This is a genomic window from Microbacterium sp. NPDC091382, assembly GCF_044757025.1.
Taxonomy (GTDB): Bacteria; Actinomycetota; Actinomycetes; order Actinomycetales; family Microbacteriaceae; genus Microbacterium.
This window is the reverse complement of sequence record NZ_JBIVUD010000003.1, coordinates 454,525-465,994: the sequence shown is the minus strand read 5'-3', so window position 1 is coordinate 465,994 and position 11,470 is coordinate 454,525. Positions and strand designations below refer to the sequence as shown.

General features: G+C 71.8%; 12 protein-coding genes. 8 read left to right on the top strand and 4 right to left on the bottom strand.

Going from position 1 to position 11,470, the window contains the following annotated elements:
- Positions 1–16: 16 nt before the first annotated feature.
- Genes nhaA through ACIQLK_RS13780 form a run of 3 tightly spaced genes read left to right on the top strand, consistent with a single transcriptional unit; the run spans position 17 to position 3,866 of the window.
- Entirely contained in the window at positions 17–1,849 is a 1,833-nt protein-coding gene (gene nhaA / locus ACIQLK_RS13790) for a Na+/H+ antiporter NhaA (protein ID WP_400365461.1), read from the top strand.
- Between the two features lie 10 nt (positions 1,850–1,859).
- Positions 1,860–3,506, top strand: coding sequence for an FAD-dependent oxidoreductase (locus ACIQLK_RS13785; RefSeq protein ID WP_400365459.1), 1,647 nt, complete (start codon positions 1,860–1,862; stop codon positions 3,504–3,506).
- 15 nt (positions 3,507–3,521) lie between these two features.
- Entirely contained in the window at positions 3,522–3,866 is a 345-nt protein-coding gene (locus ACIQLK_RS13780; RefSeq protein ID WP_400365457.1) for a UBP-type zinc finger domain-containing protein, read from the top strand.
- Positions 3,867–3,873: 7 nt separating this feature from the next.
- Here ACIQLK_RS13780 and ACIQLK_RS13775 read toward each other — a convergent pair whose 3' ends face one another.
- Positions 3,874–4,350: a YbaK/EbsC family protein gene (locus ACIQLK_RS13775; protein WP_400365455.1), complete on the bottom strand. Its 477-nt coding sequence runs from the start codon at positions 4,348–4,350 to the stop codon at positions 3,874–3,876.
- A gap of 109 nt (positions 4,351–4,459) precedes the next feature.
- Between ACIQLK_RS13775 and ACIQLK_RS13770 the strand changes: the two genes are divergently transcribed.
- Positions 4,460–5,533, top strand: a complete 1,074-nt coding sequence (locus ACIQLK_RS13770; protein ID WP_400365454.1) for a Glu/Leu/Phe/Val dehydrogenase dimerization domain-containing protein — start codon at positions 4,460–4,462, stop codon at positions 5,531–5,533.
- A 41-nt stretch (positions 5,534–5,574) separates the two neighbouring features.
- Here ACIQLK_RS13770 and ACIQLK_RS13765 read toward each other — a convergent pair whose 3' ends face one another.
- The 3 genes from ACIQLK_RS13765 to ACIQLK_RS13755 are packed head-to-tail and all read right to left on the bottom strand — an operon-like array spanning position 5,575 to position 7,916.
- Entirely contained in the window at positions 5,575–6,156 is a 582-nt protein-coding gene (locus ACIQLK_RS13765; protein WP_400365453.1) for a hypothetical protein, read from the bottom strand.
- Positions 6,157–7,557 (bottom strand): hypothetical protein, encoded by a 1,401-nt coding sequence (locus ACIQLK_RS13760; RefSeq protein ID WP_400365451.1) that lies wholly within the window; start codon positions 7,555–7,557, stop codon positions 6,157–6,159. It abuts the gene before it with no gap.
- Positions 7,554–7,916: a PadR family transcriptional regulator gene (locus ACIQLK_RS13755; RefSeq protein ID WP_400365449.1), complete on the bottom strand. Its 363-nt coding sequence runs from the start codon at positions 7,914–7,916 to the stop codon at positions 7,554–7,556. Before ACIQLK_RS13755 ends, ACIQLK_RS13760 begins: the two co-directional genes overlap by 4 nt.
- Positions 7,917–8,038: 122 nt before the next feature.
- Here ACIQLK_RS13755 and ACIQLK_RS13750 point away from each other — a divergent pair, with 122 nt between their 5' ends.
- The 4 genes from ACIQLK_RS13750 to ACIQLK_RS13735 are packed head-to-tail and all read left to right on the top strand — an operon-like array spanning position 8,039 to position 11,469.
- Positions 8,039–8,812, top strand: a complete 774-nt coding sequence (locus ACIQLK_RS13750) for an SDR family NAD(P)-dependent oxidoreductase (protein ID WP_400365447.1) — start codon at positions 8,039–8,041, stop codon at positions 8,810–8,812.
- Positions 8,813–8,820: 8 nt separating this feature from the next.
- Positions 8,821–9,447 carry a TetR/AcrR family transcriptional regulator gene (locus ACIQLK_RS13745; RefSeq protein ID WP_400365445.1) on the top strand — a complete coding sequence of 209 codons (627 nt, stop codon included), beginning with the start codon at positions 8,821–8,823 and terminating at the stop codon, positions 9,445–9,447.
- Positions 9,428–10,207, top strand: a complete 780-nt coding sequence (locus ACIQLK_RS13740; protein WP_400365444.1) for a hypothetical protein — start codon at positions 9,428–9,430, stop codon at positions 10,205–10,207. Before ACIQLK_RS13745 ends, ACIQLK_RS13740 begins: the two co-directional genes overlap by 20 nt.
- Positions 10,204–11,469, top strand: coding sequence for an aminotransferase class III-fold pyridoxal phosphate-dependent enzyme (locus tag ACIQLK_RS13735; RefSeq protein ID WP_400365442.1), 1,266 nt, complete (start codon positions 10,204–10,206; stop codon positions 11,467–11,469). Before ACIQLK_RS13740 ends, ACIQLK_RS13735 begins: the two co-directional genes overlap by 4 nt.
- Position 11,470 lies beyond the last annotated feature (1 nt).

The following is an 11,470-nucleotide window of genomic DNA, read 5'->3' as shown; positions in this document are numbered from 1 at the left end:
CCCTCCCGGAGGATGCATGCCGCGCAAACTCGCTTCGATCGCGGATCACGTGGGCAGAATGGGCCGCACCCGGACGGGTGCACTGCTCCTGCTGATCGCCACCGCCGCCGCCATCGTGTGGGCGAACATCTCCTCGCAGACCTACAACGGGTTCTGGGACACCCATCTGATGATCGGGCTGGGCGACATCCACCTCGACTTCACGCTGCACGCGCTCGTCAACGACGCGCTGATGGCGATCTTCTTCTTCACCGTCGGTCTCGAGGTGAGGCGGGAGTTCGCGATCGGCGAGCTGACCAGCTGGTCCCGCGCGGTCGTGCCGGTCGTCGCGGCCGTCGCGGGGCTCGCCCTGCCCGCCCTCCTCTTCGTCCTCATCGCTGGCCCGACGGGGAACGCGGATGCCTGGGGCGTGGTCATCTCCACCGACACGGCCTTCCTCGTGGGAGCCCTCGCGCTCATCGGTCCGCGCGGCTCAGGACGCCTGCGCGTGTTCCTCCTCGCCCTCGCCGTCGTCGACGACATCGGAGCCCTCAGCATCATCGCGCTCGTCTACACCGAGACCTTCACACCGATGCCGCTCGTCATCGCCGCGGTCGGACTCGTCGGCATCTACCTCGTCCGCTATCTCCGCGCGGGGCGCGGCCCGATCTACGCGACGCTCGCCATCGTCGTCTGGCTCGCCTTCCTCGCGTCGGGCGTGCACCCCACGCTGGCCGGTGTCGCCATCGCCCTGCTCGTCCCGGTGTACCGGCCCGACCGTCGCGACGTCGAGCATGCGCTCGAGCTCGCCCGCACGTTCCGCCAGTCGCCGAGCACCGAGTACGCGCGGGCCGCGGCGAACAGCCTCCGCGAATCGATCTCCATCAACGAGCGCCTGCAGACCGCCTACGCCCCGTATGTGGCCTACGTGATCCTGCCGCTGTTCGCCCTCGCGAACGCGGGCGTCTCCCTCAGCCCCGAGATCCTCGCCGCCGCCGTGACCTCGCCCCTGACGTGGGGCGTCGTCGTGGGTCTGGTCGTCGGCAAGCTCGCGGGCATCTGGGGGTCGACCGCCGTCCTCAAAGCCCTGAAGATCGGCGACTTCGGCCCCGGGCTCTCGCTCGACCGGATCGGCGGCGGCGCGGCCCTGGCCGGCATCGGCTTCACGATCTCGCTCTTCATCATCGACCTCGCGATCGAAGACCCGGACGCGCAGAACCAGGCGCGGGTGGGGGTGCTCGCGGCATCCGTCATCGCCCTCGCGCTCGGGACCGTCCTGTTCCGCATCGCGGACGCGCGCAGTCCCGAGGAGGAGGTCGGCCAGACGCTCGTCCGCCCCGTCGACCCACGCCGCGACCACATCTTCGGGTCCGCCGACGCGCCCTACGAGATCGTCGAGTACGGCGACTTCCAGTGCGGGTTCTGCCTGAAGGCCTCGGGATCGATCCAGGAGGTCATGTCCGAGCTCGGGCCCGACCTCCGCTACGTCTGGCGGCACGCACCCCTCACCGAGCAGCATCCCAACGCTCTCGCGGGTGCGGAGGCCTCGGAGGCGGCGGCGAAGCAGGGCAAGTTCTTCGAGTTCGAACGCGGCCTGTTCGCCGACCAGGACAATCAGCTGCCCTCCGACATCGTGCGCCTCGCGGCCCGCCTCGGGCTCGACGTGCCGACCTTCGAGCGGGATCTCACGGCACCCGATGTGGCGAGCAGAGTGCGTGACGACATGTTCGACGCCGAAGCGATGAACATCCACTCGGTCCCGACGTTCTTCGTCAACGGCCGCCGACACACCGGGCCGTACGACGCGCAGTCCCTCATCCGGGCGGTGCAGTCCGGATCCGACGCCCCCGTCTCCCCCGCGGGTCGGTAGGTTGGGCGCCATGGCGCACGAGAACGCTCCCATGTCGATGGACGCGATGATGTCGCCCGACCTCTCCGACGTGCACTGGCGGCGACTCATCGCCGCCGCGGTCCCGCAGGACGTCGAGGTCGGCGACTACGTCTTCCGCACGGGCGATGCCGGATACGACCTGATCTTCATCGAGACGGGCGAGGTCGAGATCGTCCGTGACGCGTTGCGCTGGATCGGCGAGGCGGTCATCACGACGGTGGGACCCGGCCGGTTCGCCGGCGAGCTCGGCATCCTCAACGGCCAGAGCGCGTTCCTGTCGGCCCGGGTGACGAAGGCGGGCCGGGTGCACCGCCTCTCCCGGGCGGCGCTCCGCGAGATCATGAGCGAGGACGACGAGCTCTGCGACCTCATCCTGCACGCGCTGTGGGCGCGCCGCGAGTCGCTTCGCACGGGTCCGGCCGCGATGACGCTCAAGTTCGTCGGGACGACGACCTCGAGCGACTTCCTGTCGCTGCGGCGGTTCGCGGAGCGGCTCGACCTCGTCCACAAGGCCGTCGCGCTCGCTCCCGACGATCTCGACACGCTCGAGGTGCACGAGGTCGCGGCCGAGGACCTGCCCGTCGCCTACGTGCAGGGCGAGCCGATCCCCCGTGCCACGCCGGGACTCGTCGCCGACCGCCTGGGACTCAGCTACCAGGCCGAGTCCGACGAGGTCGTCGATCTCGTGGTCGTCGGCGGCGGTCCCGCGGGACTCGCGGCGGCGATCTACGGCGCGTCCGAAGGGCTGAGCACCGTCCTGCTCGACGCCGTCGCCCCGGGCGGGCAGGCGGCATCCACCTCGCGCATCGAGAACTTCCTCGGGTTCCCCTTCGGCGTGAGCGGCGGCGACCTCATCGGTCAGGCGGTCCTGCAGGCGCTGAAGTTCGGCGTCCGCGTCTACGCGCCGTGCGAGGCGGTCGCGCTCGCCCAGGTGGGCGCCGACCTGCTGGATGTCACCCTCTCCGACGGCCGCGTCATCCGCGCCCGCAGCGCGATCGTCACCTCCGGTGCCGCGTATCGCCGCCTCGCCCTGGACCGCTGGGAGGATTTCGAGCGTTCCGGCGTCTACTACGCCGCGACCCCGCTGGAGCTCCGCCAGGTGCAGAACAAGCCGGTCGTCGTCGTCGGCGGGGCGAACTCCGCCGGCCAGGCGGCCCTGTACCTCGCCGCGCACGGCTCGCCCGTGCACCTGGTGATCCGCGGCACGGACCTGCGCGCCCGGATGTCGAGCTACCTCGCCGACCGGCTCGCCGACGATCCGCGCGTGCGGGTGCACACGGCATCCCATGTCACCGCGCTCGACGGGGACGGGACTCTCGAGTCCGTCACGATCGACTCCGCCGGCGCCGTCGACGCGCGGGGGCTCTTCTGCTTCATCGGGGCGGACCCGGCGACATCATGGGTGCCCGCCATCGACCGGGACAGGGACGGCTTCATCCGCACCGGCGCCGACGTGGCCGTGCAGTCCATCGCGCAGTGGCGGGACCTCGGGCGGGAGCCGTTCCCGTTCGAGACCTCCGCTCCGCGAGTGTTCGCCGCCGGTGACGTGCGGCGCGGATCGATGAAGCGCGTCGCCGCCGCCGTCGGCGAAGGATCGAGCGCTGTCGCCTCGGTGCACCGCGCCCTCGCCTACTGACCCCGAAGGGACCCCATGGACTCCGACATCGACACCAACGTCGCCCCCTCGGGCGCGGGCTGCGCCGAGTGCGATCGGCAGGCAGGATTCTGGGTCCACCTGCGCCGCTGCGCGGCGTGCGGTCACGTCGGGTGCTGCGACACGTCGCCGGGGCAGCACGCGACGGCGCACTTCCGCGAGACCGGACATCGCCTCGTGCAGAGTTTCGAGCCCGGCGAGGACTGGTTCTGGGACTACGTCGACGAGACCATGTTCACCGGTCCGGAACTCGCCGACCCCACCAGCCACCCGGCCGATCAGCCCTCCCCGGGCCCGCGGGGCCGCGTTCCCCTCAACTGGCGGGAACTCATCCACACCTGAGCGGGCGTCACACCACCGAGACGACGCTCCCGCCGGTGAGCCGGACGAGTTCGTCGAAGGTCATCGGGAAGACGGTGTGCGGCGTGCCGCCGGCCGCCCAGATCCGCGGGTGGTGGGCGAGATCCTCGTCGACGAGCGTCTCGAGGGGCGACGGGTGGCCGACGGGCGCGACGCCGCCGATGGCCTGACCCGTGGCCTCGCGCACCTGCTCCGGGGTCGCGCGGATGATCCTCCCTCTCCCGATCCGCGCAGAGAGGGCTGCCGTGTCGACCCGGTGGGCGCCGCTGGTCATGACCAGCAGCGGCCGCCCGTCGCACTGGAACACGAGGCTGTTCGCGATCGCGCCCACCTCGACGCCCAGGGCCTCGGCGGCGAGCACGGCGGTCGACGCCGCGTCGGGCAGGACGACGATCTCGCCCGGAATGCCGGCTGCGTGCAGGGCGTCGCGGACGAGACGGCTGCGGGCGCTGAGGTTCTCGTGCATGGGCCACAGCCTAGGCGGCGGGCGATAAGGGAGGCAGAATGATGATGGATGCCGCAGATCGGCGGCATCCGCACCGCAGCGCCCACAAGGCCCGTCGACAAGGATCGCGATGACGCATTCTCTGCCCCTGCCCGATTTCACCCACGAGCGCGTGGAGGTGATCACGGGCCGGCGGAGCGGCCTGGTCGTCACCGTCGCCCTTCACTCGTCGACGCTCGGCCCCGCCCTCGGCGGCGCGCGCCTGTGGCGTTACCCGCACTGGTCCGACGCGATGGGCGACGCGCTGCGCCTGTCGGCGGCGATGACGCTGAAGAACGCCACCGCGGGATTGGATGCCGGGGGCGGCAAGTCCGTCATCGCGCTGAGCGAGGCGGACACCCTCGACGCCGATCGTCGCCGGGCGGCGTTCCTGGACCTCGGCGACGCAGTCGAGTCCTTCGAGGGCCAGTACCGGACGGCCGAGGACGTGGGCTCGACGACCGACGACATGCTCGTCGTCAGCGAGCGGACGGCGCACGTCGTGGGCCTTCCCGACTCCGTGGGCGGCTCGGGCGAGCCCGCCGGCCCCACGAGCCGCGGCGTCTATGCGGCGCTCCGCGCGACCCTCGAGCGCGTCGCGGGCTCGCCCGAGGTCGCCGGCCGCCGCGTCACGATCTCGGGGCTCGGCCAGGTGGGCAGCCGTCTCGCCGTCCGGCTGTCGGGTGAGGGCGCGATCCTCACCGTCACCGACGTGAACCCCGCGAAGATGTCGCTCGCCGCCGAGCTCGGAGCGACGTGGGTCGAGCCCGGCACCGAGCACCTCGTGCCCGCCGACGTGTTCGTCCCGGCCGGCATCGGCGGGGTGCTCACCGACGAGGTCATCGACGTCCTCGCCGCGAAGGCCGTCTGCGGCCCCGCGAACAATCCGCTCGCAGAGCGCTCCGGCGCGGTGCGCCTGGCGGAGCGCGGCATCCTCTACGCCCCCGACTTCGTCGCGAACGCGGGCGGCGTGATCTACCTCGACGTCGAAGCGCGCACGCCCGGCCACCGCGAGGAGATCGCGACGCGCATCGACGGCATCGGCGACACGCTGCGACGCCTCTTCGATGATGCGGCCGGCCGCGGAGTCACCCCGCTCGACGCCGCCGAAGCCTACGCGGCCGAGCGCCTGTCGACCGGCGTGCGCATTCCCGCGAGCGTCTGACGCTCGGACCCGGGGCCCGTCGCGACGGGTCCCGGGTCCGCTCAGGCCGGGACGGCGGGAACCGGCATCCGTCGCCGCATCTCCGCGGCGCAGCCGATGAGGGCGACGGCGGCGACGGCCGTCAGGAGATGCACGACGGCGGCGATGACGCCGACGAAGGGCGCGATGACGGCCCCGCCGATGACGCCGAGGATCGCCGATGCCCAAGCCGGCAGACCGGCACGGTGAAGCAGACGACACCCCGGCGCGACGAGGAAGACGGCGAGCGCCACGATGCCGACGGCAGCGAGGGCGGGCACATCGCCGCGTGCAGCGGGCGATCCGTTCTCGCTGCCCTGGAAGGACTCCCGCAGCGCAATGGCCGCGAGACCTCCGAACGCTCCTGCCACGACGGCGGCGACGACGAGGACCCCGGCTCCACGAGCCCCCATCAGCCGGCTGACGCGGGCGATCGCTGCCAGCGCGACGCCCACGGCCGCGGGGGCGATCCCCCCGGCGACGAACAGCGATGCGTCCGGCGCCTCGGGAAGGATCGCACCGACGCCCCCGACGATCGCCGCCACCACGGCGAGGGATGCCGCGACGATCGCCGCCGTCGCCCACGCTCGTCCCGGCTGGTCCATCTACGCGACCTGGCCCGCAGCGGGAGCGGAGGTGCCGCCGGACGCCCGCCGCCACGGCAGGACGAGCACGACGAGTGCGACCACCGGGGTCGTGAACGCGAGCATCGGCGTGAGAGCGAGGCCGAGTACGAGGGCGTAGGCGAGCACGATGCCGAGACCGACGCCGATCCGCATGCCGATTCCGTTGCCGCCGGCGCCGCTCAGGGGCATCCGCGCGACGATCCACCACGCGAGCGCCACACCGATGGCCACGGCCCCACCGACCCACCCGACGGTGAGGTCACCGCGGCCGTCCGAGATCGCGTAGTCCGCAGCGATCGCGGCGAAACCGGTCGACGCGGCGATCACCGGGATCCAGACGTCACGAGCCGCCGTCCGGCGGGAGCGGCTCAACACGATCCCCAGAGCGGTCAGTGCCGGGATCATGCTGAGGGCGAGGACGACGATCCCTTCGCGCATCGCCTGGGTCTCATCCCCTCTCGCTGCCGTCGACCACGCCGCCCCGGCGAAGGCCCAGGCCATCCCCGTCGCGCCTCCGATCAAAGCGATCCCGGCGAGGACGCGACGGAGCAGTGCCCCGCTCGCGGCCTCCTCCGACGCGGGTGCGAGAGGCACCGTTCGGAGTGGCGTCGACGGAGCGCGGGAGCCCTCGCTCCGTCGCGCGTCCCGCACCCGAGGGAGCGCGGCCACGACGAGGATCGCGATGGCCGCGACCGCGGTGGTTCCGGGCGAGAAGAAGACGAGTCCTCCCGCGACCGGCGCGGCGATGGCAGAGACGACGACCGCCAGGAGCGACCCTGCCGACCCGACCCCTGTGCGCCGCAGCGGAGGAGTGAGCAGCAGGATGAACGCGATCAGCGTGAGCAGGGTGCCGGCGCCGGCCAGCGGCACGGTGAGTGCGGCCAGACCTGTCTGGGGCAGGCCTGCATCTGCCGCATCGAATCCCTGGCTCCACCCGATCCCCGCCGAGCCGCTGCACACACCCGCGAGCGCGAGGAAGGCCGCGGCGCTCAGCGCCGCGCCGTCCCCGAGCAGCCCGGCTGCACGCATCAGCGCGACGAGGGCGATCCCCGTCGCCGCGGGCGCGACGCCCGTCATCGCGAACAGCAACGGCTCGTGCAGGGCCTGGCCGCCACCGGTGAGGAACAGGATGCCGACCTGCCCCGCAGCGATCGCGAGGATCGCGAAGGATGCCGCGACGATCGCCGTCATCGCCCCCAGCCGAGCCCCCAGGCCGTGGACGACCGCGGCGCGATTCTCGGCGCTGGTGGGTCGCGCCCGTCCCGTGCGCTCCGCCTCGTCGAGCATCATGGCGACCAGCACCTCGCCGTGATCACGGCGCCACGAGCGGGGGTACCAGGCCAGCAGGCGACGGAACCGTCGCTCGTCGACCCCGTTCACGCGAGGGCCGCCCGGCCGAAGCCCGGTTGCATCGCGGGACGCCCCGCCGCGCGCAGCCTCTCGCGAGCCACACGAGCCTGATGCTCGAGCGCCGCGATCTCGGCTTCGAGCGCCGCGCCCCCGGCGTCCTCGATCGCGAAGTACCGCCGGGCACGGCCGCCGACGACCTCCTCGCCGTCGGCGCGGATGAGGCCCTCGCGCTCGAGGCGTTCGAGGGCGGCGTAGAGGGTCGTAACCTTCATCGCCGCGCGCCCCGACGAGGCGGCATCCACCTCGCGCAGGATGTTGTAGCCGTGACGTCGCCCACCGGCGAGAGCCGTGAGGATCCAGAAGCCCGTCGGGCCGAGAGTCGATGCCATGCGTCATTCATACTCCATCGACGGGCATATTCCCATGATTGATTCTTTACGACCCCGCAGGACGTGGTCATACTGAGTCACCAATCGGACTTGTTCAGCCGTACAACTTCTCAGGAGGGCTCATGACAGGTGCCGTCGTCATCACGGGAGCGAGCTCGGGTATCGGCGCCGGCTTCGCCCGCCGCTTCGCCGCCCGCGGTCATGACGTGGTCCTGATCGCCCGCCGCGCCGAGCGCCTCGAATCGCTCGCCGAGGAGGTGCGCGGACTGCACCGCGTCGAGGCCAGCGTGCTCGCGGCCGACCTCGCCGACCCCGCCGCGCCCGGGGCGATCGCGCGGGAGCTGGCACTGCGCGGCATCCGCCTCGCCGGTCTCGTCAACAGCGCCGGCTTCGGGACCGCGTCCGCGTTCGCCGACGAGGATGCCGCCCGCGTCGCCGCGGAGGTGCAGGTCAACGTCGCGGCACTCACTCTGCTCACGCGGGAGCTCCTCCCCGAGCTCATCGCCGCGCGCGGTGTGCTCGTCAACGTGTCGAGCAACGCCGGCCATCAGCCGCTGCCGGGTCTCGCGGTCTACGCCGCGACGAAGGCGTACGTGACGTCCCTCACCGAGGCGATCTGGCAGGAGACCCGCGGCACAGGCCTCCGGGTCCTCGCCCTGTGCCCCGGCCCCACCGAGACGGAGTTCTTCGCCGCAGCCGGCTCCGAGACCTTCAAGGTCGGCACCACCAAGACGGTCGACGACGTGCTCGACGAGGCCTTCGACGCACTCGACTCGTCGCGTCCCTCTCCCGTCCGCACGGTCGGCGCCGCCAACCGCATCCAGGGCTGGGTCGCTCGGGTCTCCCCGCGGCGCCTGCGCCTGCAGGTCGCCGCGCGCGCGGTCGGAGGCTCCTGATGCGCCGGATGGCGCCCGAAGAACGCCGGGACGAGCTCATCGCCGCCGCCATCCGCGTCATCGCCCGGCGCGGCGTGGCGGCCGCGACCACCCGCGCGATCACCGCCGAGGCCGGCATGCCCCTCGGGGCCTTCACCTACATCTTCGGGACGCAGGACGAGCTCATGACCGCCGTCATCGACAGGGTGATCGCTCAGGAGCGCTTCGCCGCGGAGTCGCGGGCGATCGATCCGACCTCGCTGACAGCGGCGATCCGCTCGGGACTCGAGGGGTACATCGACATGCTCGAGCACCATCCCGCCGACGAGATCGCGCTGCTGGAGCTCGCTCTCGTGGCACGTCGGCGCGACCCGCAGGGCCAGATGCGGACGCAGTGGCTGACCTACTACGAGGCGGCCGCGCAGGTCCTGTCGTACGCCGCCGAGATCACCGGGAACCGCTGGACCGAGCCCCTCGACGACCTCGCCCGCCACCTGGTCGTCGTCGTCGACGGCATCACGACGACCTGGCTCGCGGACGGGGATTCGGATGCCGCGCGTCGCACGGCGTCGTTCGCCGCCGTCGCCCTCGCCGCGGCATCCGCCCCGCTGGAGGCACCGACCGAAGGGAGTCCCCGTGCTGACGGAGATCGATGAGCGCGTCCTCGCGGCCGTGAACCTGCACGCCGTGCTCGGCGCCCTGCCGAAGCTGTCCGAGGTCGCACCCGACGCCTCGCGACTGCTCGGAGAGCTCGCGCAGCCCGTGCGACTGACCGCCCGGGTGATGGGCGGCGAGTCTACGAGCCTCGTGTTCGCACGGGACGGCATCCGTCTCGCGGACGGCGACTCCGGCGCGACGACGCGGGCGACGCTGGCGTTCCGCTCCCCCGCGCACCTGAACGCCGTCCTCGACGGCACGGGGTCGCCGCTGCCCATCGCAGGTCCCGCCGGCATCCGTTTTCTCACGCAGGTCTTCACACCGATCAGCGACCTGCTCGGCCGATACCTGCGCCCGAGCGACGCGGAGCTCGCAGACCCCGCGTTCACCGATGCGCACCGCATCCTGCTGCTCGAGGTCGCCGTCGGGGCGATCGCGATCGTCGCCAACCGCGACCGCTCCGGCCGATTCAGTGCGGACCAGATGAGCGACGGCGACCTCGACATCGCTGTCGGCGACGCGCTCCGCCACCGCCTGCGGGTGCGGGAGCACCGCCTGTCCCGCGTGCCGGTGACGGATGCCGCGCCCCGCGCGGTCTTCCGGTTCGCCGACCTGCAGACCGTCGGCGACGTCCTCGCGGGCCGCGAGAGCGCGCTCGCGTGCGTCGGCGACGGACGCATCGCCATCCGCGGCTACATCCCCCTCGTCGACAACACGAGCCGCATCCTCGACCGCGTCGGCCACTACCTCGGAAAGTGAGCTCCTCCGTGTACAGCTTCGAGAAGAGCCTCGCCGCCTTCCGCCGTGCCCAGCAGGTGATCCCCGGCGGCATCCCCGGTCACCTCGGTCCCACCGAGGGACTTCACCTGCCGAACGAGGGGTTCCCGAAGTTCGCCACCCGAGCCGAGGGCACGCGGTTCTGGGACCTCGACGGCAACGAGTTCATCGATTGGATGTGCGCGTACGGGCCGAACGTCCTCGGCTACAACGACCCCGACGTGGTCGCCGCCGCGCAGGCGCAGGCGAAGAAGGAGGACGTCGTCTCGCTGCCCTCCACGGTCATGATCGACTTCGCCGAGCTGCTGGTCGACCAGGTCGCCAGCGCCGACTGGGCGATGTTCGCCAAGAACGGCGGTGACACGACGACGCTCGCCATCATGACCGCCCGCGCGGCGACGCTTCGCAAGAAGGTGATCTTCGTGAAGGGCTTCTATCACGGGGTCGCACCGTGGACGCAGAAGCTCGATTACCCCGGTGTCCTCGAGGAGGACGTCGCCAACAACCTCTACGTGCCGTGGAACGATCTCGACGCGCTCCGGACCCTCCTGTCCGAGCACCGCGGCCAGGTCGCCGCCCTCATCTCGACGCCCTACATGCACGGCAACTTCGTCGACAACCAGCTCCCCGCCGACGGGTACTGGCAGGCGGTGCGGAAGCTGTGCGACGAGCACGGCGTCGTCCTCATCATCGACGACGTCCGGGCGGGCTTCCGCCTCGACCTCGCCGGCAGCGATCACCACTTCGGGTTCGAAGCGGACCTCATCTGCTTCTGCAAGGCGCTCGCGAACGGGTACAACGTGTCGGCGCTCCTCGGCCGCGAGTCGCTGAAAGAGGCCGTCAGCTCGATCACCTACACCGGCAGCTACTGGATGAGCGCCGTGCCGTTCGCCGCCGGCATCGCGACGCAGCAGAAGCTCCGCGAACTCGACGCTCCCACCCTCTTCGACCGGCTGGGGCGGCGATTGACCGACGGTCTCGTCGAGGTGGCAGCCGACGCGGGCTACGAGCTCGTCGCCTCGGGAGCTCCCGCCCTCTTCTACCTGCGGGTCGCCGATCCGGCGGACTCGCTCATGCTGCACCAGGACTGGATCGCAGAGTGCGTGCGCCGGGGTGCCTACCTCACCTCGCACCACAACCACTTCCTCAACGCGGCGGTCACCGAGGCCGATGTCGACCGGACGGTCGAGATCGCCGCGGACGCCTTCGCCGCCCTTCGGACGCGCCACCCCGCGGCGGTCTGAG